Consider the following 25,439-nt stretch of genomic DNA (forward strand, 5'->3'; position numbering starts at 1 on the left):
TCCGGGGTTCAGGCTGGCGGAGTCAGCCGACCGGCCGCCGCCAGCCGCCGAACGACGGCATCGTGGGGCAAGGCGTGACTCGTGCGGCCGCCCACGCCCGTGGTGGTCGTGGCGGCGATGAGCGAGTTGAGCAGCGCTTCCTCGACCGAGTCCAGGACGGCCGCGAAGACCGGGTTGAGCTGCGAGTCGGGGAGGGGTGGCCGGTCCGGTTGTGCGGTGCTGAACGCGATCGCGTAGTCGCCGCTGCCGTTGCTGTACGCCGCGCCGACTCGGCCCATGGCGAAGATGGCCCGTCGGGCGAGGCGGCCGAGCTGCCGGGCGTCCAGGGGCGCGTCGGTGGCCACCACGATCATGCAGGAGTTGCCGGGTGGTTCGGTTCGGTCGGCCGCCGGGATCAGCTCCTCGACCGGCAGTGGGACACCCAGCGCGGTCAGCACGCCACCGAAGTTGGACTGGGTGAGGGCACCTGCCGTCGCCGAGCGGTCGCCTACCTGTACCGTCCGGGACGAGGTGCCGATTCCCGCCTTGTAGCCCAAGGCCGTGGTGCCGGTTCCGGCGCCGACGCAGCCTTCCGTCGGGGGTTCACCGGACGCGTGGGTGATGGCGTCGAGCACGTGTTCCTCGGTTATCGGGCGTCGCCGGATGTCCGAGAGGTGGCCGTCGTTCGTCTCGCCCACCAGTGGGTTAAATGACAGACCGTCCGGACGGCGGTTCATCAGGTAGGTGAGCAGCGCGTCCGCGGCCCGGAACACCGACAGCGTGGCGGTGAGGACGATCGGTGATTCCAGCACGCCGAGTTCGTCCACCTGGGTCGAGCCGACCAGCTTCCCGTAGCCGTTCCCCGCGTACACGGCGGCGGGCAGGGACCACCGCCCCGGGCCGAGTTGGCTTGGTACGACCGCCGTGACCCCGGTGTGCAGGTCGCGGCCGTTGTCGATGGTGGTGTGCCCCACCAGTACGCCGGCGACGTCGGTGATTGCGTTGTGCCGTCCGGTGGGCAGTGGTCCCACGACGATGCCGAGATCGCGGGCGCGGTGGACTTGCTGCTGCACGATGCTCCTGTCGGTGTCACGTCCGGGTGATGGATCGGTGTGGTCACCCCATTGCGGGCAGGATGACCCGCTCCAGCAGCGTCACCGGAGTTCGCCACTGGTCGGGGTCGTCATAGTTGCCGGCGGTGATTGCGACGGTGAGATCCAGGTCGGGCAGGACGATCAGGCGTTGGCCGCCGTTGCCCATCGCGGCCACCAGGCGGTGGCCCGCGATGGTCTCGCGGTACCAGTGGTAGCCGTACTGGGCGCCCCACTCGGTCCGCAGGCGCGGCTGGAGCATCGTGTGGATCCAGTCGGCGGAGACGATCCGGCGACCCTTCCACGTCCCGTCTGCGAGTACCAGTTCACCGATCCTGGCCAGGTCGCGCGGCGCGAGCCGCAGCCCGGACGCGGCGGAGGCCACCCCGTCCGCGCCGGTCATCCACTCGACGTTGTGGATGCCGAGCGGCGCGAGCAGCGCCGTTCGACCGTACTGGGGCAGCGGCTGTCCGGTGCCGTCGGCGATCAGCCGGCCGAGCAGCGCGGTGGCGCCACCGCAGTACGCCCACCGGGCGCCAGGTGGCTCCAGGATCGGCCGTTCCAGCACGTACCGGTACCGGTCCGGTGCCAGTTCCATCGCAATCTCGGCGTTGGCCGGGTTGTCGTACGGGATGTCTTCGCGCCACTCCAGGCCGAGGGACATGGTCAACGCGTGCTCGACGGTGAGCCGGGCCCGTTCGGGGTCGGCCGCCAGATCGGCGTACTCCGGGAACTGGCGCAGGAGCGGCTCTGCGGGGTGGGGGACCCTACCCTCGTCGAGCGCGATGCCGTACAGCAGCGCGGTCACGCTCTTGGTGACCGACCGGACGTCGCGCAGCGTGTCGGGTCCGAACTCGACGACACCCAGTGAGGTGCCCCAGGTGAAGTCCTCGCCTGCGCCGTAGTACTCCAGCAGGGCCTGGCCACCGTGGACCGCCACGGCCGCGTGCAGGCCCTCGACCTGCCCGGCCTGGAGCGCGTCGTCCAGGCGCTTGCGCAACTCTGTCCTCATGGGCCACTCCGTCGGCGAGGCAGTACTGCCCTACGGGATAACACGCAGGGCGTGGATCGGGAAGCCCGGGCAGACCGTATTTGATCATCGCCTGCGTCAGCGAGGTGAGTCAATTCAGGCGAGCTCGCGGTCCAGCACGGTGGGGGAGAGGGTGTGCTGGACGACCATCGCCGCGGCGCCGACGACACCGGCGTTCGCGCCGGCCTGGGAGGTGACGATGCGCAGGCGTTCGGTGGCCAGCGGCAGGGAGCGCCGGTAGATCGACTCCCGTACGCCCGCCAGCAGCATCTCGCCGGCCTGCGCGAGCGCCCCGCCGATCACGATCAGCGACGGGTTGAACAGGCTGACGCCGGCGGCCAGCACCTCGCCGATGTCCCGGCCGGCCTGGCGTACGGCTTGCCCGGCGATCGGGCTGCCGGCCTGCACGAGGGCCACGACGTCGGCGTTGCTCGTCGCGTCGAGGCCGGCGGCGCGGAGCTTCGCGGCGATGGCGGGACCGCTGGCCACCGCCTCCAGGCAGCCGCTGTTGCCGCAGCGGCAGCGGACGTCACCCGCGTGCGGGGCCAGGATGTGCCCGAGGTCGCCGGCGGCGCCGACGTCGCCTCGGTGCAATTGACCGTTGCTGATCAGGCCGGAGCCGATGCCGGTCGCGACCTTGACGAAGATCATGTGCGCCTCGTTCGGGAAACAGCGGACGTGCTCCCCGAGGGACATCAGGTTGACCTCGTTGTCGACCAGGACGGGCACGGCGAAGTCGGCGGCGATCCGTGCAGGCACGTCGTATCCGTTCCAGCCGGGCATGATCGGCGGGTGGGTCGGCTTGCCGGTCGAGTGCTCGACCGGGCCGGGCAGTCCGATGCCGACGCCGGCGATGGGTGCGGCGAGGCCGTGGTTGGCGCGCATCCGTCGCCAGGTGTCGACGAGCAGGCTGAGCACCGCGTCCGGTCCGTCGGCGATGTCCAGGGTGAGCTCCTCGACGGCCAGCGGCTCACCGCTCAGGTCGGCGACGGCGACGGTGGCGTGGGTGGCTCCGACGTCGGCTGCCAGCACCGCGCGGGCGCGGGCGTTGAACACGAACCTGCTGGCGGGTCGTCCGCCGGTGACGGCGTCGTCGCCCCCGTCGGTCACGAGCCCGGCGTCCATGAGCGCGTCGAGGCGCAGGCGCACGGTGGACCGGGCCAGTCCGGTTTCGGTCGCCAGCTCAGCACGGGTGCGTGCCTGCCCGTCGCGTAGCAGCCCGAGCAGCTCGCCGGGCGACGTCGGGGCGGCGCTGTGCCCATTGTTCATCCCTCAATTAAAGCGAAGCGGACGGGTTACGGCGCGCGACAGGAAGCCTTTGAGATGTTGATCATGCCACTATGGATGATTGAGGCGCATCTTTTGATTGACGGTCGTCATAAGTGGACGCTACCGTCGTCACATGTCTGTGACCGATGTCATAAGGGCGTCTGGTGGCCTCGAATCCGAGCGCCAGGCGCCGCGCGTGGCGGTCGTCGGCGCGGGGTTCATGGGGCAGGTGCACGCGGAGGCCGCCCGGCGTGCCGGGGGCAGCGTCGTGGCCGCCGTGGCGTCGCGCCCCGAGCGCGCCGCCGCCGCGGCTCGCGCCGTCGGCGCGGACGAGGGCTACCCGGACCTGGCGGCCCTGCTCGACGCCGCCAATATCGACGTGCTTCACGTGTGCACACCCAACGCGTCGCACGCCGCCGTCGTCGCCGCCGCGCTCGCCGCCGGCGTGCACGTCATCTGCGAAAAGCCGCTCGCCACGGGCAGCGCCGAGGCGACGGCGCTGGTGGCGGCGGCCGGCGATCGGGTGGCCACGGTGCCGTTCGTCTACCGCTTCCACCCCATGGTGCGCGAGATGCGGGCCCGGCTGGCCGCGGGCGAGGCGGGCGTCATCGGCAGCGTGACCGGCGGCTACCTCCAGGACTGGCTGTCCCGCCCGTCCGACGACGACTGGCGGGTCGACGCCGCGCTCGGCGGGCCGTCGCGAGCGTTCGCAGACATCGGCTCGCACTGGTGCGACCTGTTCGAGTTCGTCACCCACGACCGGATCGCCCGGCTGTCCGCGCGCACCGCGGTGGTGCACGAGCGGGCCGGCAGGAACGGGCAGCCCACCGAGGACCTCGCCGCCGTGCACTTCACCACCGCCGCCGGCATGGTCGGCACGCTGGTGGTGTCGCAGGTCGCCGCCGGCCGTAAGAACCGGCTGCACCTGGAGCTTTCCGGCACCGAGGCGAGCTTCGGCTTCGACCAGGAGGACCCGGAGCGGCTGTGGGTCGGCCGGCGCGAGGGCGGCCAGACGCTGTTGCGTGACCCGGGCAGGCTGCACCCTTCCGCCGCGCGCTACGTACGGCTGCCCGCCGGGCACGCGCAGGGCTACCAGGACTGCTTCGATGCGTTCGTCGCCGACACCTACCGGGCGGTGCGCGGCGAGGGCATCCCGGACGGCCTGCCCACGTTCACCGACGGCCTGCGCGCCGTACGGATCACCGACGCGGTGCTGGCCTCCGCGGCCGCGGACGGCGCGTGGACCGAGGTGCCGGCATGACGCCTCGCACCACGACGAGCGTGCGGCTGACCGGGATCAGCAAATCGTTCCTCGGTGTGCCGGTGCTGCGCGGGGTGGACCTGGAACTGCGGGGCGGCGAGGTGCACGCGGTGATGGGCGAGAACGGCGCGGGCAAGTCCACGCTGCTCAAGGTGCTGGCCGGGGTGCACCGCCCAGACGGCGGAACCATCGAGGTCGACGGCGCCGAGATGTCCTTCGCCAGCCCCACCGACGCGCAGCGGGCCGGCATCGCGATCATCCACCAGGAGTTCACCCTGCTGCCGCATCGCACCGTCGCCGAGAACGTCTACCTCGGCCGGGAACCCGTGCGGCGGATGCAGGTCGACCGGCGGCGCATGGTGGCCGACACCCGCGAGCTGCTGGACTGGCTCGGCGAGGACGGGATCGATCCGACCGACACCGTGTCGTCCCTGTCGGTCGCGCAGCGGCAGGTCGTGGAGATCGTCAAGGCGCTGTCGACCGACGCTCGGGTGCTGGGCATGGACGAGCCGACCGCCGCGCTCGCCGATCACGAGGTCGAGCTGCTCTACGACCTGGTGCGCCGGCTGCGGGAACGGGGCATCGCGATCCTCTACGTCTCGCACCGGATGCGCGAGGTGTTCGACCTGTCCGACCGGATCACCGTGCTCAAGGACGGCCAGTTCGTCACCTGCGCCCCCACCGGCGAGCTGACCTCGGAGGACCTGGTCCGGCACATGGTGGGCCGCGACCTGGGCGAGTACTACCCGGACCGGGCCGCCCCCGACGACCTCGGGCCGGTCCGCCTCTCCTTGCGGGGCGCCAGCAACCAGCGCCTCCGCGAGCTGAACCTCGAGGTGCGCGCCGGGGAGATCGTCGGGCTGGCCGGGCTGCAAGGGTCCGGGCGCTCGGCCGTCGCGCGCGCGGTCTTCGGCGTCGAGCCGTTCACCCGCGGTGTGTTGGAGGTGGACGGCGTGGCGCGGCGGGTGACCCGGCCCCGCACCGCCGTGCGTCTCGGGATCGCGCTGGTCACCGAGGACCGCAAGGGGGACGGGTTGGCGCTCCGCCAGTCCGTGCGCGACAACACGTTGCTGGTACGCCGCGCCGCGCTACGCGGCGGGCGTTCCCGCGCGCGGTCGGACGTGCCGGCGCTGCTCGACCTGGTCACCGTGGTGGCCCGCGGCGAGCACCAGGAGGTGCGCTTCCTGTCCGGCGGCAACCAGCAGAAGGTCGTGCTCGCCAAGTGGCTGGCGGTCGAGCCCAGGGTGCTGGTGGTCGACGAGCCGACGCGCGGCATCGACGTCGGCGCGAAGCGGGCCGTGCACGAGCTGCTGCGCGACCTCGCGAGGCGCGGGGTGGCGGTCCTGATGATCTCCTCGGAGCTCCCCGAGCTGATCGGGATGAGCGACCGGATCCTCGTCATGCACGACGGTGCGCTGGCCGGTGAGCTGCCCGCCGGCGCGAGTGAGGGGGCTGTGATGGCGCTGGCCACCGGACACGGGATCGGTGAGGCGGCGTGAGCACTCTGCAGGAGAAAGCGATCCCGGTCGGGCAGAAGGCCACCCGGTTGGTCGTCCGCCGGCGGCTCACGCCCACCGTCATCGTCTACCTCGCCCTCGTCGCCCTGCTCGTCGTCGGTAGCGTGCTCGTCGGGCTGCGCGGCGAGGTCCTGCTCGACCAGGGCGGCATTCTCAACATTCTCACCCGGGCCACCGCGCTCGGCCTGGTAGCGATCGGCCAGACGATGGTGATCCTCACCGGGTCCCTCGACCTGTCCGTCGCCTACCTGGTCGGCCTCACGTCGCTGATCGCGGCGGAGACGATGGCCGGGCGGGACGGCATGGTCGTGCCCGGCGTGCTGCTCGCGCTCGCCGTGGCCGCCGGGGTCGGCCTGGTCAACGGGCTGGTCATCACCGTCCTCAAGGCCAACGCGTTCATCGCGACGCTCGGCGTGGCGCTGATCCTGCGCGGCTACCTCGAGGACAACTACACCGGCCCGGCCGGCGACGTGCCGCGCGGCTTCCAGCACCTCGGCTACGACCGGATCGGGCCGGTGCCGGTCGCCGCGCTGCTCATGCTGGCCGCCGCCGCGCTGTCCTGGTGGTACCTGTCGCGGACCCGCCCTGGCTACCACATGTACGCCGTCGGCGGCGACGTCGAGGTGGCCCGGCTGTCCGGGGTGCCCACCCGCCGGACCATCGTCACCGCGCACGTGCTGTGCTCGGTCGCCGCCGGCCTGACCGGGATCTACCTCGCCAGCCGGCTCGGGTCGGGCGCCCCGTACGTCGGCACCGACGCGGGGTACGACCTGGAATCGATCGCCGCCGTCGTGCTCGGCGGGACGCTGCTCGCCGGTGGCCGGGGCGGCGTAGTGGGCACCATCGGCGGCGTCCTCATCCTCGCCACGCTGGACACGATCTTCGATGACCTCGAGGTCGACCCGTTCTTCAAGGACGTGGTGCGCGGTGTCGTACTCGTGACCGCGGTCGCGCTCTACGCCCGGCGCATGATCGCGAACCGCGCCCGTGGGAGGTTGGCATGACTTGGCGTCCCCGCCTGGCCGAGGGCACCGCACCGGTGCTCGTCGTCCTGCTCCTGCTGCTCATCGGGCTCGCGGTCGCCGGCCCGGCCTACGACGAGCCGTCCGGCTACCTGGCGCTGCTCAAGCGGGCCGCGCCGCTGATGATCCTCGCGATCGGGCAGTACTTCGTCATCGTCTCCGGCGGCTTCGACCTGTCGGTTGGCGCGCTGGTGACCGCCGGGGTGGTCATCGCGGCCCGGCTGATCAACGGCAGTGAGTCCGCGACGGCGCGGGTGATCCTGCTCGTGCTCGCCTTCGGCCTGCTGGTCGGCCTGGTCAACGGGCTGATCACGACGAAGCTTCTGGTGCCGTCGTTCATCGTCACGCTCGGCATGCTGCTCGTGCTCGACGGCGCGATCTTCCTGTGGACCGGTGGCGCCCCACGCGGCGCACTGTCCGCCGGGTTCCGGACGTTCGGGCGCGGGGCCGTAAATGTCCCGGCGCTCGGCGAGGTCCCGTGGTCGGTGCTCATCCTGCTGGGGATCCTGCTGGCCGCGGCGCTGTTCATGCGCGGCGGCACCGGCCGGGCGCTGGTCGCCGTCGGCGACAACGAGGCCGCCGTGCGGTTGTCCGGCGGCCAGGTCGACCGGCTCCGGTTGCTCGCGTTCGTCCTGTCCGGACTGCTCGCCGCGGTCGCCGCGATCCTGCTCGGCGGGTTCGCCGGCGTCTCCGCGCAGGTCGGCGACGGCCTGGAGTTCCGGGCGATCACCGCCGTCGTGCTGGGCGGCGTGCTCCTCGGCGGTGGTCGCGGCTCGGTCGTCGCGGCCGCCGCCGGCGCGCTGTCGCTGGAGGCCCTGTTCACGCTGCTGAACCTGCTCGGCGTGAGCGGTGCCCTTGAGTCGGCCGTGCAGGGCGTGATCATCATCGCCGCCGTCGCCTACGCCTCCCTCGGCAACGGCGTACGGCAGCGGCTGCGGTGGTGGCCGCAGCAGCGGGACAACGCGCGACCTGCGCAACCCGCCGCCTCCTGAAGTCCCCAAGGTTAGTAAGGAGATCAACGATAATGACCAAGAGATGGGCCCTGGTGGTCGCGGCGGGCGTGCTGGCGCTCGCCGGGTGCTCGAGCGACCTGCCCGACGACCAGGCCAGCGCCGGTGGATCACCGAGTTCGGACGCGACCAAGTCCAAGTTCTTCGACCAGACGGAGTTCGACCGCCAGCTGAAGTTCCGCAGCGCCACGCCACAAGGGCCGGATGGCAAGCCGTGGGAGCAGATGCTCGAGCCGGAAATGGTCGACACCGCGAAGTTCGCCAAGCCCGGCGGGAAGTATACCCTCTGCTTCTCCAACGCCGCGGTGAACAACCCGTGGCGGCAGGTGGGCTTCAAGACCATGCAGCAGGAGGTGAAGCTGCACCCGGAGATCACCACGTTCACCGTGCTGGACGCGGAGGCCAAGGACGACAAGCAGATCAGCGACATCCAGTCGCTGTCCGGCAAGAACTGTTCCGCGATCATCATTTCGCCGAACACCACCGCCACGCTGACGCCGGCGGTCGAGCAGGCGTGCCAGACCGGCGTGCCCGTGATCGTGTTCGACCGGGGCGTCAACACCAGCTGCCCGGTCACCTTCATCCACCCCATCGGCGGCTTCGCCTTCGGCGCGGACGGCGCGGAGTTCCTGAAGGAGAAGGTCAAGCCGGGCGGCAAGGTCCTCGCCCTGCGCATCCTGCCCGGCGTGGACGTGCTCGAGCAGCGCTGGGCGGCCGCCAACGAGATCTTCACCGGCAGCGAGCTCAAGGTGGTCGGTGTGGAGTTCACCGACGGCGACGCGGCGAAGACCAAGAGCATCGTGGCCGACTACATCCAGCGCGAGGGCCGCATCGACGGCGTGTGGATGGACGCCGGCGCGACCGCCGTCGCCGCGGCCGAGGCGTTCCAGGACGCCGGGGTCGACGTGCCCGCCATCGTCGGCGAGGACCAGCAGGACTTCCTGCGGCTGTGGGTCGACGAGAACCTGACCGCGGTCGCGCCGACCTACCCCACCTACCAGTGGCGTACGCCGATCATCGCCGCGCTGAAGATCCTCAAGGGCGAGCAGGTGCCGAAGGAGTGGGTGCTGCCGCAGCCGCGGATCACCGACGACAAGGTCAAGGACTACGTCAAGCAGGACATGCCGCCCCTGCACTACGCGATGTGCGGCTGCGAGGGCATGCCGGGCTACCCGGGGCCGTGGAAGTGATCAGACATCCGCTCGGGGTCAACACCTGGGTGTGGACCTCGCCGCTGACCGACGCGACCTTGGCCGCCCTCGGGGCCAAGGTCGCGGGGTGGGGCTTCGACGTGCTGGAGCTCCCGGTGGAGAACCCGGGCGACTGGGAGCCGAAACGGGCCGCCCAGGTGCTCGCCGACCACGGCCTCGGCGCCACCGTCTGCCTCGTGATGCCACCCGGACGTGAGCTGGTCGCGGCGGACCCCGCCACCATCCGGTCCACACAGGACTACCTGTGCGGTGTGGTGGACGCCGCCGCGACGGTCGGGTCGCCGGTGATCGCCGGGCCCGCGTACGCCTCGGTCGGTCGGACCTGGCGGCTGTCACCGGCCGAGCGGGCCGCGGCCTACACGCAGCTGCGGGACAACCTCGCCCCCGTCGTGGAGTATGCGGGCGCGGCCGGTGTCACGGTGGCCGTCGAACCGCTCAACCGCTACGAGACGAGCCTGCTCAACACCATCGGCCAGACCCTCGACGCGATCGGTGACCTGCCACACTGCGGGGTCGCGCTCGACCTCTACCACCAGAACATCGAGGAGACGGACATCCCCGCGGCGATCCGCTCGGCCGCCGGCCGGATCGCGCACGTCCAGGTTTGCGGCAACGACCGCGGCACGCCCGGCGTCGACCACCTGGACTGGCCGGCGATCCTCGCCGCGATCGACGAGGCGGGCTACGCCGGCCCGCTGTGCATCGAGTCGTTCACCGCGGAGAACGCGACGATCGCGACCGCCGCCTCCATCTGGCGCCCGCTCGCCGCGACCCAGGACACGATCGCCGTGGACGGCCTGAAGTTCCTGCGGGCGGTGATGCCCTAGAACTGACCGCCAACTCCACGCCAGTCCGACGGCGCCGGCACGCCGCACGGTCATGACCACCCCAGTAGTTCCTCGCGTCCCAGAGAGGCACCACACCTCATGAACGTGACCTGGCGTCCCCGGTGGGGACGATTGTTCGCGATACCCATCGTCGGCGCGCTCGCGCTGTCCATGATCAGCCCGTCGCCGGCGGCCGCACACCCGGGTGACCACGGCCAAGCCCACGTGCTGATCTTCACCAAGACCACGCAGTTCCGGCACACCGAGGCGATCGAGCAGGGCGTTCCCGTGCTGCAGGCCGCCTTCGCCGACGCCGGGATCACCTCGCAGCACACCGAGGACTCGTCGATCTTCAACGACGAGGACCTCGCGCACTTCGACGCCCTGGTGATGTTCCAGGCATCCGGCGACCCGTGGACCGCCGACCAGAAGGCGGCGATGGAGCGCTACATGAAGGCCGGCCACGGCATCGTCGCCATCCACAACGCGACCGACATGCGCGGGAACTACGCGTGGTGGGACAACATGATCGGCACGCTGATGCCCGGCCACGCCGCCACCGGCACCAGCCCGGGCCTGCCGGGCACCGTGCGCGTCGAGGACCACTCCCACCCGTCGACGAGTCACCTGCCGCAGCGGTGGGAGCGTGCCGACGAGTGGTACAACTACGCGCTCAACGTCCGCGGCGACGCGCACGTGCTCGCCACGATGGACGAGACGACGTACAACCCGGGCAACAACGCGATGGGCTACGACCACCCGATCTCGTGGTGCAAGCCGTACGACGGCGGCCGGGCCTGGATGACCGGCATGGGCCACTTCGGGGCGCACTACACCGGCGAGCCGGGGCTGGTGCAGCACATCGTCGGAGGGGTGAAGTGGGCGGCCGGCATGGTCGAGGGCGACTGCGGCGGCACGGTGTGGGACCAGTTCGAACGGGTCCCGCTCGACCAGAACACCAGCGCCCCGTTCGCCATGGACGTCGCACCGGACGGCCGGGTCTTCTTCACCGAGCTGGTACGCGGCCAGATCCGGGTCTACGACCCCAGGACCAGGACCACCTCCACCGCGATCACGATCCCGGTCTACTCCGGCGGTGAGGACGGCCTGCTCGGCATCGCGCTCGACCCGAAGTTCGCCGAGAACGGCCACCTGTACGTCTACTACTCACCGGCGAGCACGAACGACAGCGACCCGGCGAACTTCGTCAACCGCCTGTCCCGGCTCACCGTCGGCCCGGGCTCCCAGATCGACCGCGCCACCGAGAAGGTCCTGCTCGACGTACCGGCGCGGCGGCTGCCCGACGAGCCCGGCCACACCGGCGGCGGCCTCGCGTTCGGTCCGGACGGAAACCTCTACCTGAGCGTCGGCGACGACGTGAACCCGCACTCCGAGCCGTCCGGCGGCTACGCGCCACTGTCCGAACGGGACGGCACGTTCCACGACGCGCGGGCCACCTCGGCCAACACCAACGACCTGCGCGGCAAGCTGCTGCGGATCCGCCCCGAGGCCGACGGCACCTACTCCATCCCCGCGGGCAACATGTTCCCGCCGGGCACGGCGAAGACCCGGCCCGAGATCTACGCGATGGGCTTCCGCAACCCGTTCCGGTTCTCGATCGACCCGAAGACCGGGGCCATCGGGCTGGCGGACTACTCGCCGGACAACAGCAACGACAACCCGGACCGTGGACCCGCCGGCATCGCCGAGTGGAACCTGATCACCGAGCCGGGCTTCTACGGCTGGCCGCTGTGCATGGGCAACAACGAGCCGTTCCGGGACGTGGATTACCGGACGAATCCGGTGACGGTCGGCGCGCCCTTCGACTGCGCCCACCCGATCAACGACTCGGTGCGCAACACCGGCCTGACCGAGCTGCCGGCCGCCAAGCCGGCGAAGATGTGGTACGGCTACAAGCGTTCCTCGGTGCCGTCGGTCATCCCGCAGGGTGGCGGCCTGGCGCCGATGGGCGGACCCTTCTACCAGTACGACCCGAACCTGCAGTCGGACACCAAGTTCCCCGCGTCCTACGACGGCAAGCCGTTCTTCTACGAGTGGTCGCGGAACAAGATGTACTCGATCATCCCGAACGGGCAGGGCGGGGTCGAGAAGGTCAATCCGTTCCTGCCGCAGCAGCAGTTCCTCGCGCCGATCGACTCCAAGTTCGGTCCCGACGGCTCGATGTACGTGCTGGACTGGGGTGGCGGATTCGGCCGCGACAACCCGAACTCGGGGTTGTACCGGGTCGACTACATCTCCGGCTCCCGTTCGCCGACCGCGAAGATCAGCGCGTCGCCGGACTCCGGCCAGGCGCCGCTGCAGGTCCGCTTCGACGGCTCGGGCAGCACCGACCCGGAGAATGAGCAACTGCGCTACGAGTGGGACTTCACCGGTGACGGCTCCGCCGACTCCACCGAGTCGAAGCCGACCTTCACCTACACCACGAACGGCGTCTACAACGCCCGGCTCACGGTGACCGACCCGGCCGGCAAGACCGGGACGGCGACGGTGCCGATCACGGTCGGCAACACCCGGCCGAAGGTGAAGTTCAACCAGCCGCCCAACGGGGCGTTCTTCGACTTCGGTGACGAGGTGAGCTGGGACCTGTCGGTCAGCGACCCCGAGGACACCCAGATCGACGACGCCGACGTGGTGATCCAGCCGGCGATGGGCCACGACGAGCACGCGCACCCGGCCGACCCGTTGCACGGGCGCACCGGCAAGGTGGTCACCGCCCTCGGCGGCGGTCACGGCGAGGACATGAACGTCTTCTACGCGATCGACGGCCGCTACGCCGACTCCGGCGGCGCGGGCGGCATCCCGAGCCTGACCGGCTCGGACACCACCCTGATGTTCCCGAAGCAGAGGGAGGCGGAGTTCTTCGACAACTCGTCGAACGTGACGGTCGGCTCGTCGCGGGACGTCGAGGGCCACGGGAACTCCATCGCCGGCCAGAACGGTGCCTGGGCGTCGTACGACCCGGTCAACCTGCACAACGTCGACCGGTTGATCCTGCGCGCGTCGGCCGCCACCGCAGGAAAGATCGAGCTGCGGCGCGGCAAGCCGGACGGTGAACTGCTGGGCACCGCGCAGGTGCCGGCGACCAGCGGCGGCGGCTACGTGGACATCCCGATCGAGGTGTCCGATCCCGGCGAGACGTTCACCCTGTACGCGGTGTTCCCGGGTGCGGGTGAGCGGCGCCTGAACTTCATCGAGGCCGACGGCAAGGGCGTCTCGCCGACCAGCAAGCCGAAGGTCGCGGTGACCTCCCCGACACCGGCCGACAAGCTGGAACCGGGCGAGATCCAGGTGACCGCCGCCGCGAGCGACGCGGAGAACACGATCACCAAGGTCGAGTTCTTCGTCGACGGCACGTCGATCGGCGTCGACACCACGGCGCCGTACGCGATGAAGTGGAACGCGTCCACCGAGAAGCGCTACCAGCTGACCGCGGTGGCGACCAATGACAAGGGCTACCACGCGAAGTCCCGCGTCGTGCAGGTCGAGGTCGGTGACCTCTACGGCGCCTGGCAGACCTACAGCAACACCACCGCCGCGTTCGACCGGCCGGACCGGGACACCTGGATCGTCAACGCCGGCGGCGAGAACATGTGGCAGGGCACCGACCAGTACGGCTCGGTGTACCTTCCGGCGGCGGCCGGCGACACCTGGACCGCCACCGTCAAGATCGACAGCCAGACGAACACGAACAACTCCGCCAAGGCCGGTCTGATCGTCCGCAACGACATCACCCAGCCCGGCAGGTCGCCCGGGTACGCGGCGATGACGATGCGGGCGGGCCTCGGGTTCGAGTGGCTGCGCGACACCGACGGCAACGGCCAGCTCGACGCCAGCACCGGCGCCAGCAACACGAGCTACCCGTCCTGGGTCCGGATCGTGCGCGACGGCGGGAAGTACTACGGCTACTGGAGCAAGGACGGCAAGTCGTTCACCCTGGTCGGCGACCCGGTGACGCTGCCCGGGGCGGCCGGCCCGCAGGACATCGGCCTCGCGGTCACCGCGCACAACGCCTCGGCCACCAGCGAGGTGAAGTTCACCGGCTTCACGCTGGTCGACAAGGCCATCCACCCGGCACCGCCGGAGACCGCGCCCGGCTGCGCGATCCGCGGCTCGGACACCTTCGACGGTGACACGCTGAACACCAACCGGTGGACCACGGTGCGCAACGCGCCGAACCTGCCGGTGCGGGTCACCGGCGGCGGCCTGGTGCTGCCCGTCACCAACGGCGACATCAACGAGGGCACCACCGGGCCGATCAGCTACGCCGGTCAGCGCGCCAAGGTCGGCCCGTGGACGATCACCACGAAGGTGACCATCCCGCACGACCGCGAGTGGCAGCACGCCGGCCTGCTCATGCACGGCACCGACAACGACTACGTGAAGCTGGCGTTCACCCGCGCCTCGTCCGGCGGTCGGATCATGGAGTTCCAGACCGAGGCCGGCGGTACGCGGACCTGGCACGCCAACGTGAATCTGCCGGCGGACTTCCCGACCACCACCCACCTGCGGCTGGTCAGCGACGGTCAGAAGCTGACCGCGGCGTACTCCGCCGACGGCCAGACCTGGACGGCGCTCGCCGGATCCGCGAACGTCATCCCGAACGCGACCGTCGGCCCCATGGCCGCCGGGGACACCGGGACGGCGCGGGTCAACGCCGTGTTCGACCACTTCACCATCACACCGGACGGCACGGACGACGGCGTCCGCGCGCCCAGCGACGAGTTCGACGGCAACGCCGTCGACGGCTGCCGGTGGAACGCGACGGTGCGGTACGACTCGGCCAAGGCCGCGGTGAGCGGCGGTGCGCTGCGCATCGAGACCCAGCCGGGCGACATCAACGGCACCAACAACGACTCCCCGCGGAACTTCATCCTGCAGAAGATCCCCGCGGACGTCGCCGCCGGTGACTGGACGATCGAGACCCGGCTGACGCCGGCGATGCTGCACAAGTGGCAGCTGGCCGGCTTCCTGGTCTACAACAACGACGACAACTACGTGAAGTTCGACGTCGTGGCCAACAACAACGCCGGGACGCCGACCAACCTGCGCGCCGAGCTGGTCTCGGAACGCAACGCGCAGTTCGGCAACGGCGGCAACCGGTCGATCGACATCGCCGACTCGACCGAGAGCGGCTGGTACCACCTGCGGCTGAGCCGGAGCGGGAACACCTACTCGGCCCAGATCAGCGACGGCGGGGCCAACTGGACCTCGCTCGGCCAGCCGGTCACCAACGACGCCGTGATGACCTCGTTCGGGCTGATGGCGTTGGGTCCGGAGCAGGCGCAGCCGGTCACCGTCGCGTTCGACTACTTCCGGGTCCTCGACACGACGGCGCCGAACCTGACGGTGTCGGTCGACCCGGCGCAGCCGAACGGCAAGCGCGGCTGGTACACCTCGCCGGTGACGGTCACCGCCTCGGCGAGCGATGACCGCGGCGGCCCGGTCCGCATCGAGTTCGTCGAGGGCGACGGCGCCTGGATCGAATACCGCGAGCCGATCCAGGTGACCGAGGACGGCCGGTGGGAGCTGCGGCTCCGGGCGATCGACGAGGCCGGCAACATCTCCCCGCTGAAAGCGGTGTCCCTGGCCGTCGACGCCACGGGGCCGGTCGTGACCGTCGACGGCGTGGCGAACGGCGGCAAGTACGACCTCGGCAGGTCACTGCCGATCGCCGCCACGGCACGGGACGCCGCGTCGGGCGTCGACTCGGTGGCCCTCCGCCTAGACGGGGTGGCGATCGAGAGCGGTGCGGGTGTCGAGCCCACGGCCGGTGAGCACAAGCTGACCGTCGTGGCGACCGATCTGGCCGGCAACGCCACGGAGGAGACCGTCTCGTTCGAAATCGTCGCCACCTACGACAACGCCCAGGCGCTGGTGCGGCGGTACCAGGCGGACGGTCTGATCAGCGAGGATCTCGCCGACCACCTGTTCGGCCAGCTCCAGGCGGCCAAGAGCACGGCGGCGGCGGGCCGGCCCGAGCAGGCCAAGGCTGCCCTGGACCGGTACGCGGAGGCGGCCCGGACCGCCACCGACGAGTCGGCCCGCACGCAACTGCTCGCGGCCGGCGCCTACCTGAAGGCCCGTCTGTGAGGAGATGACGGCGAGCCGGTGCCGGCCGGCTCCCCGACCGGTGCCGGAGCACGCCCCGCGTGCTCCGGCACTTGGTCTTTCACAGCTCACGAGTCAGGTTGACCAGGTTGCCGTCAGGATCGTGCACGTGCGCCACGCGCTGCCCCCACGGCATGTCGTTCGGTGGGCCGAGCACCCGCCCACCGGCGGCCACCACCTCGTCGAGCAGCGCGTCCACATCGTCGACGTCGATGCTGAGCAGGATCCGCGGCGGCGTGGACAGGTCGGTGTCCGCCTGGCTGACCAGGCCGAGCTCCGAGTCGCCCAACCTGAGGCCGACGAAGAACGGCGGACCGTCAGTGGGGAACCGTCGGACCTGCACGGCGTTGAACACGCGTTGATAGAACGCCTGCAGGCGGGCCAGATCGGGCGTGCTGATGATGGGCTGCACCGTTGTCACGGCTGCTCCTCCGGTTGGCGGGGCTTCACCTAGGGAATACGTGCCGGAGCCGCGGTACTCATCGGTGCCCCGCCCGGCGCCGGCTCGGCGACGGATGGCGGGCCGGCGCCGGGCGGGGCACCGACCGGCCGCCGGGGCTCGGCCGGCGGGCCGAACAGTTGGACCAGCCGGCCGGGGTCGAGGTACGTGATGCTGCCGGTGACCAGCCCCTGCCACACGTCGAGCACGACCAGCCCGAACGGCACGTGCACGCCGTCCCGATCCGGCCGGGTCTGCCAGTACGCCGGCGAGCCGTTCGCCGCCACCGGCACCAGCCGGGCTCCTTCGCACGAGCCCGGCACCAGCAGGGCCTGCCGGATGTCCTCCCGGCCGCGCAGCCACCACCGGAACGGCGGCATCGATATCGTGGCCTCCTCGTGCAGCATCGCCACCAGCGCGGTCACGTCGTGCCGCTCGAACGCGTCGCAGTATCGGGCGAGCAGGTCGCGTTGGGCCCGGTCCTCCGGCCGCAGCGGCTCACCCGGCGTCACCCCGGCAGTCTTCAGCGTCGTTCTGGCCCGTTGCAGGGCGCTGGTCACCGCGGCCACGCTGCTGTCCAGCAGGTCCGCGACCTCCTCGGCCCGCCAGCACAGCACGTCGCGCAGAATCAGCACCGCCCGCTGGCGGGGCGGCAGATGCTGGAGCACGGCGACGAAGGCCAGCCGGATCGTCTCACGGCGTACGGCCTGCTCCTCCGGGCCGCCGTCAGCCAGCAGCACGAGAGCGTCCGGGACCGGCTGCACCCAGGCCCGTTCCGTGATCGGCGCGCCGATCTCCGCCCCGGCCCGCGACGGGCCGCTGAGATCCATCGCAAGTGCGCGGCGCTGCGCGCCGCGCAGCATGTCGAGGCAGACGTTGGTCGCGATGCGGTAGAGCCAGGTCCGCAGCGAGCCGCGTCGCTCGTCGTACCGGTCAAGCGACCGCCAGGCCCGCAGCAGGGTCTCCTGCACCGCGTCCTCGGCCTCGAATCCGGACCCGAGCATCCGATAGCAGTAGCCGGTCAGTTCCACCCGGAACGGCTCCAGCCGGTCCACCGTTGTCGCGTCCACCACGCCCTGACCATACGGATACCGACCGACGTGTGGCAGCACCGATGAGTTCCGGGCGCCGGTGTCGTATCCCTTGGCGCGGGCTCCGGACGGGTCCGCGCAACGGAACGGGAGGCGGACGATGGAGGATCGGCTTCGAGCCGCGGTGGCCGCGGAACGGCGGGAGTTGGCGGACCTGCTCGCCACCCTGCCGGCCGCGCGATGGGATTCGTCCACCCTGTGCGCCGGCTGGCGGGTGCGGGAGGTCGTCGCGCATCTGACGATGCCGTTCCGGACGTCCGTCGGGCGGATCCTGATCGACCTGGTGAGGGCGCGCGGCAGCTTCGATCGGATGGCCGACCGCGCCGCCCGGCGTGACGCGGCGACCATGCCGCCTGAGCGGCTGCTCGCGGCGCTGCGGGAGAACATCGACCATCCCTGGACGCCGCCGGGCGGCGGGGTCGCCGGAGCGCTGTCGCACGACGTCATCCACGGCCTGGACATCACCGTGGGTCTCGGGCTGGACCGCAGGATCCCGCCGGACCGGGTGGGGCTGGTGCTGGCCGGGATGCGGCCACGGAACGTCGCGTATTTCGGCGTCGACCTCGCCGGGGTCAGCCTGCAGGCGACCGACCTCGACTGGGAGCACGGATCGGGAACGCCGCTGCGCGGCCTCGCCCAGGACCTGCTGCTCGTGATCTGCGGTCGCCGCCTACCGCCGGGACACCTTGACGGCGAGCCCGCCACACGGTTCTCCGGCTGACCGGGGTGTGGCAGTCGCCCGCCTGCCACCGTGGCGTCACGTTGCGCTCACTGGCGACCACCGTCGGTGACGGCTCGCGATGATGAGGTTACTCACCGTGTGCGTCGTCGGTCGAGCTGTCTGCCGGTGTCGGCTCGGTCTGGCATCGTAGAGGCATGTGCCGGAACATTCGCGTGCTCCACAACTTCGAACCGCCTGCGACCGACGACGAGATCGAGGCGGCCGCCATCCAGTACGTGCGCAAGGTCAGCGGCGCAACCCGACCGTCAGCGGCCAACGAGGAGGCGTTCGGCGAGGCGGTCCGCGCGGTCACGGCCGCCACCCGGACCCTGCTCGACAGCCTCGTGACGAAGGCGCCTCCCCGTGACCGCGAGGTGGAGGCCGCGAAGGCCAAGGCACGCGCGGCCGAACGGTACGGGATCCGCGCGGCGGGCTGACGGCCCGGGCGGACGGGTGCCGCCCGCGACCCCGGCCATCACGATCCCGAGCCCGACCGCCAGCGTCCGTCTCGCACTCGTCGAGCGGGACGGACGCGCCAACGACACGGTCCAGCCGGGCCGGCGCATCACCGCTCTACGTGTCCGGACCGGGGAGTCCCGGTCCGGACCGCACTGAGGTCGCCGGCCCTGCCGCGTGGCTGATCAGTCGAGGCAGAACTCGTTGCCCTCCGGGTCGGCCATCACGATGTGACCGGCGCCGAGCGGGGGTGCCGGCTCGTAGCGTTGGAGCCGGGTGGCGCCCTGGGAGACGAGCCGCTCGGCCTCCGCCTCCAGGGCCGCCATCCGCGCCTCGCCCGTGAGCCCGGGGGCGGCTCGCACGTCGAGGTGCACGCGGTTCTTGGCCTGTTTGCCCTCCGGCACCCGCTGGAAGAACAGCCGCGGCCCGGACCCCTCGGGGTCGACCACCGCCGAGGCGTCGTTGCGGCGCTCGGGCGGCACGCCCATCGCCTCCAGGGCCTGCTCCCATGACTCGAAGCCCGCGGGCGGGTCCTGCAGCTGGTAGCCGAGGGCCTCGGCCCAGAACGCGGCCAACCCGGCCGGGTCGGCGCAGTCGAAGGTGATCTGGACGTCGCGGGCCATCTCAGCTTGCCTCCTCGCGGAGCAGGAGGCTCCAGGTCTGGTCGGTCATGGTGCCAGCCTCCCACGGATAGCGGACAGGATCGTTCCGCGATCCGTGCGACGATGAGTACGTGACCGTCGAGGCGACGACCGAGCGGGTGCTGCGGTTGCTGGCGCTGCTGCAGCGGCGGGCGTCCTGGACGGCCGCCGAGCTCGCCGCCGAGCTGGGGGTCACCGACCGCTCGGTACGCCGCGACGTGGAGCGGCTGCGCGCGATCGGCTACCCCGTGCACGCGACGGCGGGTGTCGGCGGCGGCTACCAGCTCGGTGCGGGCAGCCGGCTGCCCCCGCTGCTCCTCGACGACGAGGAGGCGATCGCGACGGCGGTGTCCCTGCGGCTGGCGTCGGGCGGCACGGTCGCCGGGGCGGGCGAGGCGGCACTGCAGGCGCTCGCGAAGCTCGACCAGGTGATGCCGCCCCGGCTGCGCGCCGAGGTGCGGGCGGTGCACGGCGCCACCGAGACGCTGACCGGCCCCGGGGTCCAGATCGACGCGGAGCTGCTGGTGACGCTCGCGCGGGCCTGCCGCGACGCCGTGCGGGTGCGGTTCCGATACGCCGGACGCGACGGCGGGCAACGCGAACGCATGGTCGAGCCGGTGCGGATGGTCACCACCGGCCGCCGCTGGTACCTGATGGCCTGGGACGTCGACCGCGACGACTGGCGCACGTTTCGGCTGGACCGGATGCCCGAGGTGGTGGCGACGACCTGGCGCTTCCGGCCGAGGGAGCATCCCGACCCGGTCGCCTACGTGCAGCGGTCGGTGACCGAGGCGCCCTACCGGTATCTCGCCCGGGTGCGGGTGCACGCCCGATCCGACCAGGTGCGGGAGCTGGTGCCGCCCCAGGTGGGGCGCGTCGAGGACGATGACGACGGCTGGTGCGTGCTCGTCGTCGGCGGCGAGACCCTGGACTGGCTCGCCGTGCAAGTGGCCCGGCTGGGCTTCGAGGCGGAGGTGCTGGAGCCTCCCGAGCTGCGGGCGGCCATCGCCCTGCTCGCCCGCCGCCTCGCGGCGATGGCCGGGACCTCCGGTCACGGCACTGGACCTGACGCCCGTCGCTGACGTCGGAAGCCTGCTCGGCGACGTGGACCCGTCGGCCTGTCTGCCGCTGTCGGTTCGGTCTGGCATCGTAGGGGCATGTGCAGGAACATTCGGGTGCTACACAACTTCGAGCCGCCTGCGACCGATGATGAGATCGAGGCAGCCGCCATCCAGTACGTGCGCAAGGTCAGCGGCACGACCCGGCCGTCGGCGGCCAACAAGGAGGCGTCCGGCGAGGCGGTCCGCGCCGTCACGGCGGCCACCCGGACGCTGCTGGATAGCCTCGTGACGAAGGCGCCCCCGCGCGACCGCGAGGTGGAGGCCACGAAGGCCAGGGCACGCGCGGCCGAACGGTACGGGGTCCGCGCGGCGACCTCGGGCTGACGGCTCGGCTGGACCGGCGCGATCTGCGGCGAGCTTCCGCAGGCCGGTCTCGCGCTCACGGCCACCAACGCCGCCCGCTGCGCGGCGACCCGCTGCGGCCGGGCGCCGGACGGTGGCGTCGGACGGGTGCACGCCAGGGCAGGATCCGAACTATTCTCCGGGCCACGACTTCGATCTCGCTCGAGGGGCGCGGCGTCGGCTCCGCGCTGGACCCCTCGGCGGAGCAGATCCGGGACATGGGTGCCCGGAGTCGATGGGGTCGGGCCGAGGACCGCTGGGCCGGCAGGCGTCCGCCGGGTGGCTGGGGTGCCTTCCGGTCCAGCGTCGCCGTCGTACCGTTCACGCTGGCCGACGAGGCGGGGGAGAGGGACCGGTGCCGCGGTGCGGCCGGGCCGTGCGTCTAGTCGTCAGCCCGGCTCGATCCGGTTCGCCCGGGAACGGCTCGTCCCGGCGCTCAACAGGAGGATCCCGCAGGCTGCGGCACCGCCGAGCGGCGCGAGCAGGAAGCCGACCGTGAGCTCTCCCACCGCGTCCAGTAGCGCCCCACCTGCCGCCGCGCCGGCCGCGCTGCCGACGGAGAAGGCGGTCGCCGCCCACGCGAACGCCTCGGCCGCCGTGCCGGCGGGCGCGACCTCGTCGATCGCGACGAACGCCAGGGTGAGCAGCGGCGGCAGCGCGAGCCCGCTCAGCGCCATCAGCGCCATCATGACCGGCGGAACCGGGGTGAACAGCAGGGGCAGGTAGCCCGCGGCGAAGACCCCGACCGCGCGGGGCAGGGTGGCGTGCTGGCGCAGCGCCGTGAAGCGGACATAGAGCAGGCCGCCGACCAGGGCCCCCGTCGCCTGGGCGGCGAGCAGCCAACCCGTCCAGGATCGGCTGCCGACAGACTCGGCATACCCGGTCGCGGCGACCGTCACGCTGCCCACCGCCGTGCCGACCAGCAGCAGTGCGCCGAGGATCGGTCGGAACCGGCCGGCCCGTAGCGGACCGGCCCAGTGCCGTACCGCCGGCTCGCCCAGCCAGCGACGGACCGCGCCGGTGGTGGCGAACCACAGCGTGCCCACGGCCTGGAACAGCGCGGCCGCCGCCAGACCGCCGCGCGGGCCAGTGAGCGCGACGGCTGCGAGCGTGACCATCGGACCCAGGATGAAGATCGCTTCTTGTACGGCGACGTCCAGCGTGTACGCGGCCTGTACCTGGTGCGGGGGCAGCAGATCGCGCCACAGCACCCGCAGGCACGACTCGAACGGCGGCGCGCCGAGCCCGGCGAGCCCGGCGGCGAACACGGTCACCGGCAGGTTGACCTGCGCCGCGGTGAGCAGGAATCCGATCGTGGAAATGGCTGCCGCCAGCCACAACACCGGGGGCTGTCGCCATCGGTCCGCCATCCGGGCGAACATCGGCTGACCGACTGCGGTGCCGGCGGTGAACGCGCCGACCAGCACGCCCGCAACGGTGAGGGTCATCGAGTCGCGCGCGAAGATCAACAAAGCCAGCGGGGCGGCGCCGAGCGGGAGTCGGCCGAGCAGGCTGGCGGCGAGCACGCGGGCGGCCTGCGGCGCCCGCAGTACGGCCATCGCCGAGGGTTCGCTGGCGGTGGAGGTGGCCCCGGCATCGCTTGGCGCGGTGCCGCTCGACGGGTGCGCGACGGACAGGTCTCCGGCGGCCGGGGCGTCGTGGGTCTGATCGGGTACGGGCATGACGGGGCGCTCCAAGAGTGGCAAAAAGCGGACCGGGCGAAGAGGGAAGGCCGCGCCGATCAGGGAGCGAAGTCGGAGCGCTCGTAGTCGTTGCCGTAGAGCGGCAGATCGGGCGTGATCCAGCAGCCGTACGCTGCGGCGACGACTTCGAGCAGGATCACGCCGACAGTCTACGCCCGGTCAGACCACCGAACGGCCCCGCCGGATGCCGCTGCGGCCCGCCGCGGCGGCGTCGTGGGGGTCAGCTCGCCGCGAGCAGCGCCAGGATGTTCTTCTCGGTGACGCTCGGGCCGGTCAACTGCCCGGCGACGGTGCCGTCGCGCAGCACCAGGACGCGGTCGCAGGAACCGGCGAGTTCCTCCAGATCGGAGGAGATCAGCATGACCGCCAGCCCGTCCACCGCGAGATCGTCGATGAGTGCCTGCACCTCGGACTTGGTGCCGATGTCGATGCCGCGGGTCGGCTCGTCGAGCATCAGCACCCGGGGGTGAGTGGCGAGCCAGCGGGCCAGCAACACCTTCTGCTGGTTGCCGCCGGAGAGTTCCCCGACCGGCTGGTGCGGGCTGGTCGCCTTGATCCTCAGCCGGCGCGTGAAGGTCTCGACGATCCGGTCGAGGCGGGCCTCGGAGACGATGCCGGCACGGGAGAGTCGGGGGAGCGCGGCGAGCGCGATGTTGTCGCGGACCGACAGCGAGGCGATGATGCCCTCGGCCGCACGGTTCTGCGGCAGCAGACCCACGCCGGCGCGGACGGCGCCAGCGATCGAGCGCCGGCGCAGGCGGGTGCCGGAGACGGTCACCTGCCCGGCGTCCAGCGGGATGGCGCCGGCGATGGCCATGGCCGTCTCACTGCGGCCGGCGCCCAGCAACCCGCTGAGACCGACGACCTCGCCGGGCCGAAGGTTGATCGACACGCCACCGAGGACGTGGCGCCGGGTGAGGCCGGTGGCCTGCAGGATCGGCGGGTCGGCGGGCTCGGGGGCCACGCCTTCGGGGGCCGGCGCCGCGAGCGTCACCCGACGGCCGAGCATCAGCGACACGAGCCGCATCCGGTCGAGGCCGGCGAGCGGGCCGGTGTGCACCAGCCGGCCGTCGCGCAGCACGGTGGCGCGGTCGCAGATCCGCTCGATCTCGGCGAGGCGGTGGCTGACGTAGACGATGGAGCGGCCCTGGGCGCGCAGCGCGTCGAGCCTGGTGAGCAGTTGGTCGACCTGATCGTCGTGCAGGCCGGCGGTGGGCTCGTCGAGGACGATCACCGAGGTGCCGATGGTGACCGCGCGGGCCACGGCGACCAGCTGCTGGATCCCGGCGTCGAACGATTCGAGGGGCCGCCGTACGTCGATCCGCAGGCCGCAGTCAGCCATGATGTCGCTGGCTCGGGTGTACATCTCGGCGATGTTGATGAGGCCGAGCCAGCGGCGCGGTTCGCGGCCCAGGAACAGGTTCCGGGCGACGCTCATCTGTGGGACGAGGTTGGCCTCCTGGTGGACACCGCCGATCCCCGCGCGCTCGGCGTCGCGTGGCGAGGAGAACCGCACCGGCACGCCGTGCAGCCGCAGCACGCCGGCGTCCGGCCGGTCGATGCCGCAGAGCACCTTGATCAGGGTCGACTTGCCGGCGCCGTTCTCCCCGACGACGGCGTGCACCTCGCCCTGTCGCAGAGTGAACGAGACGTGGTCGAGGGCGCGCGTGCCGGGGAAGTCCCGGACCACGCCCGCGGCCTCGATCACGGTGCTGCTGCCTGCCACGGTGCCTGCTTCCTACTTCTTGCTCATGGTTGAGTGGTTCGGATGTTTCGCTCTCCGCCCTGCGGTGGCTGGGCTGGAGTCCTGGACCGGCAGTCTGGTCCGGTGGCGATCGGTCCTATCCTGCAGGATCTGCTTCACCACATGGTGTGGGGTGTGCAGGGCGATGTCGGGGTCGCCGGCTCGGTGCAGGATGTTGATCGCGGCGTTCACGTCTGCCTGCCACACCACCCCGCACTGGGTGCAGTGAAACCTGTCCCCGCTGCGTCGGCCGAAGGCGCCGCAGTGGTGGCAGGTTTGTGAGGTGTAGGCGGCGTTGACGGGAACGAGCGCAGAACCTCTACGCTCCGACACGCTTTTCAGCGCCTCCGCGGTGACTCCTTTGGTCCACGCGGCGAGACGCCGATTGATGTTCTTGGGAAGCTTCTTGCGTGCGGTGAAGCGTTTGGTGAGGTCCTCGGCGATGATGGTGGCGGCTTTGTCGACGACCTCGTGCACGGCGGTGAAGATCTCCGTACGCACCCGCGCCCGATGTCGGGCGGCCTGCCGGTCCCGCTTCACCGTGCCAAGGTTGTTGGTCTTGATCCGGTGGGCTTTCGCGTGGTCGCCACGTGCGGCGGCGGTGTTGGCGATCGAGCGGAGCTTCGCCCGACGTCGGTTGCGTTCCTTCAACCGGTCCGACTCACGGGTCAGCAGGTCGCCGAGTTGTTCACCGTGGGGCTGGCCGTCGGAGTCGGTGAGGGCTTCGGTGTAGCCCTTGTCCACCCCGACCGCCGCATCGCCGCACGGCCGCTGCGACGACCGCATCCCCGCCGCGTCGATCTGGTAGTGCACCTCGACCCGCCCGCCGCGCAGG

The 25,439-nt window shown here is 71.5% G+C and carries 20 protein-coding genes; 11 read left to right on the plus strand and 9 right to left on the minus strand.

Translation table 11 applies throughout. The features are described from left to right. Positions 1-8 precede the first annotated feature (8 nt). The 3 genes from ACY34I_RS27425 to ACY34I_RS27435 form a co-directional block, all read right to left on the minus strand. Entirely contained in the window at positions 9-1,052 is a 1,044-nt protein-coding gene (locus tag ACY34I_RS27425; RefSeq protein WP_462757912.1) for a P1 family peptidase, read from the minus strand. Between the two features lie 43 nt (positions 1,053-1,095). Then, positions 1,096-2,082, minus strand: a complete 987-nt coding sequence (locus ACY34I_RS27430) for a serine hydrolase domain-containing protein (protein ID WP_462757913.1) — start codon at positions 2,080-2,082, stop codon at positions 1,096-1,098. A gap of 114 nt (positions 2,083-2,196) precedes the next feature. After that, positions 2,197-3,369 carry an ROK family protein gene (locus tag ACY34I_RS27435; RefSeq protein ID WP_462757914.1) on the minus strand — a complete coding sequence of 391 codons (1,173 nt, stop codon included), beginning with the start codon at positions 3,367-3,369 and terminating at the stop codon, positions 2,197-2,199. A gap of 133 nt (positions 3,370-3,502) precedes the next feature. On the opposite strand from ACY34I_RS27435, the gene ACY34I_RS27440 reads away from it, so the two are divergent. From ACY34I_RS27440 to ACY34I_RS27470, 7 genes are all read left to right on the plus strand, one after another. Beyond that, positions 3,503-4,630, plus strand: a complete 1,128-nt coding sequence (locus tag ACY34I_RS27440) for a Gfo/Idh/MocA family protein (RefSeq protein ID WP_462757916.1) — start codon at positions 3,503-3,505, stop codon at positions 4,628-4,630. Continuing rightward, positions 4,627-6,129, plus strand: a complete 1,503-nt coding sequence (locus ACY34I_RS27445; RefSeq protein ID WP_462757917.1) for a sugar ABC transporter ATP-binding protein — start codon at positions 4,627-4,629, stop codon at positions 6,127-6,129. Before ACY34I_RS27440 ends, ACY34I_RS27445 begins: the two co-directional genes overlap by 4 nt. Further along, the gene (locus ACY34I_RS27450; protein WP_462757919.1) at positions 6,126-7,151 is read left to right on the plus strand and encodes an ABC transporter permease; all 1,026 of its coding nucleotides are present in this window, start codon (positions 6,126-6,128) and stop codon (positions 7,149-7,151) included. Before ACY34I_RS27445 ends, ACY34I_RS27450 begins: the two co-directional genes overlap by 4 nt. Then, the gene (locus ACY34I_RS27455) at positions 7,148-8,161 is read left to right on the plus strand and encodes an ABC transporter permease (RefSeq protein ID WP_462757920.1); all 1,014 of its coding nucleotides are present in this window, start codon (positions 7,148-7,150) and stop codon (positions 8,159-8,161) included. The genes ACY34I_RS27450 and ACY34I_RS27455 overlap by 4 nt, the downstream gene beginning before the upstream one ends. A gap of 32 nt (positions 8,162-8,193) precedes the next feature. Next, a complete protein-coding gene (locus ACY34I_RS27460) occupies positions 8,194-9,369 on the plus strand; it encodes a substrate-binding domain-containing protein (protein WP_462757921.1) in 1,176 nt (391 codons plus the stop codon). Then, on the plus strand, positions 9,360-10,217 hold the full coding sequence (locus ACY34I_RS27465) for a sugar phosphate isomerase/epimerase family protein (RefSeq protein ID WP_462757922.1): 858 nt from the start codon (positions 9,360-9,362) through the stop codon (positions 10,215-10,217). Before ACY34I_RS27460 ends, ACY34I_RS27465 begins: the two co-directional genes overlap by 10 nt. A 132-nt stretch (positions 10,218-10,349) precedes the next feature. Then, on the plus strand, positions 10,350-16,328 hold the full coding sequence (locus ACY34I_RS27470) for a ThuA domain-containing protein (protein WP_462757923.1): 5,979 nt from the start codon (positions 10,350-10,352) through the stop codon (positions 16,326-16,328). Between the two features lie 79 nt (positions 16,329-16,407). Here the strand turns inward: ACY34I_RS27470 and ACY34I_RS27475 are convergent, their stop codons facing one another. Further along, positions 16,408-16,767, minus strand: coding sequence for a VOC family protein (locus tag ACY34I_RS27475; protein WP_462757924.1), 360 nt, complete (start codon positions 16,765-16,767; stop codon positions 16,408-16,410). A gap of 29 nt (positions 16,768-16,796) precedes the next feature. After that, positions 16,797-17,858, minus strand: coding sequence for a sigma-70 family RNA polymerase sigma factor (locus ACY34I_RS27480; protein ID WP_462757926.1), 1,062 nt, complete (start codon positions 17,856-17,858; stop codon positions 16,797-16,799). A 118-nt stretch (positions 17,859-17,976) separates the two neighbouring features. Between ACY34I_RS27480 and ACY34I_RS27485 the strand changes: the two genes are divergently transcribed. Then, positions 17,977-18,597, plus strand: coding sequence for a maleylpyruvate isomerase family mycothiol-dependent enzyme (locus ACY34I_RS27485; protein WP_462757927.1), 621 nt, complete (start codon positions 17,977-17,979; stop codon positions 18,595-18,597). A 155-nt stretch (positions 18,598-18,752) separates the two neighbouring features. Continuing rightward, entirely contained in the window at positions 18,753-19,034 is a 282-nt protein-coding gene (locus ACY34I_RS27490) for a DUF2277 domain-containing protein (RefSeq protein WP_148797698.1), read from the plus strand. A 204-nt stretch (positions 19,035-19,238) separates the two neighbouring features. On the opposite strand, the gene ACY34I_RS27495 is transcribed toward ACY34I_RS27490, so the two are convergent. After that, positions 19,239-19,676 (minus strand): VOC family protein, encoded by a 438-nt coding sequence (locus ACY34I_RS27495; RefSeq protein WP_462757930.1) that lies wholly within the window; start codon positions 19,674-19,676, stop codon positions 19,239-19,241. Positions 19,677-19,786: 110 nt separating this feature from the next. Between ACY34I_RS27495 and ACY34I_RS27500 the strand changes: the two genes are divergently transcribed. Continuing rightward, positions 19,787-20,776 carry a helix-turn-helix transcriptional regulator gene (locus ACY34I_RS27500; protein WP_462757931.1) on the plus strand — a complete coding sequence of 330 codons (990 nt, stop codon included), beginning with the start codon at positions 19,787-19,789 and terminating at the stop codon, positions 20,774-20,776. Positions 20,777-20,851: 75 nt separating this feature from the next. After that, entirely contained in the window at positions 20,852-21,139 is a 288-nt protein-coding gene (locus ACY34I_RS27505) for a DUF2277 domain-containing protein (protein WP_462757932.1), read from the plus strand. A gap of 407 nt (positions 21,140-21,546) precedes the next feature. On the opposite strand, the gene ACY34I_RS27510 is transcribed toward ACY34I_RS27505, so the two are convergent. The 3 genes from ACY34I_RS27510 to ACY34I_RS27520 form a co-directional block, all read right to left on the minus strand. Beyond that, the gene (locus ACY34I_RS27510; protein ID WP_462757933.1) at positions 21,547-22,839 is read right to left on the minus strand and encodes an MFS transporter; all 1,293 of its coding nucleotides are present in this window, start codon (positions 22,837-22,839) and stop codon (positions 21,547-21,549) included. A 241-nt stretch (positions 22,840-23,080) separates the two neighbouring features. Further along, positions 23,081-24,586, minus strand: coding sequence for a sugar ABC transporter ATP-binding protein (locus ACY34I_RS27515; protein WP_462757934.1), 1,506 nt, complete (start codon positions 24,584-24,586; stop codon positions 23,081-23,083). Between the two features lie 12 nt (positions 24,587-24,598). Next, the coding region (locus tag ACY34I_RS27520) for an RNA-guided endonuclease TnpB family protein (protein WP_462757935.1) at positions 24,599-25,439 on the minus strand (841 nt) is incomplete at its 5' end.

The sequence above is a fragment of the Micromonospora sp. RTBAU3-60 genome (genome assembly GCF_054963695.1).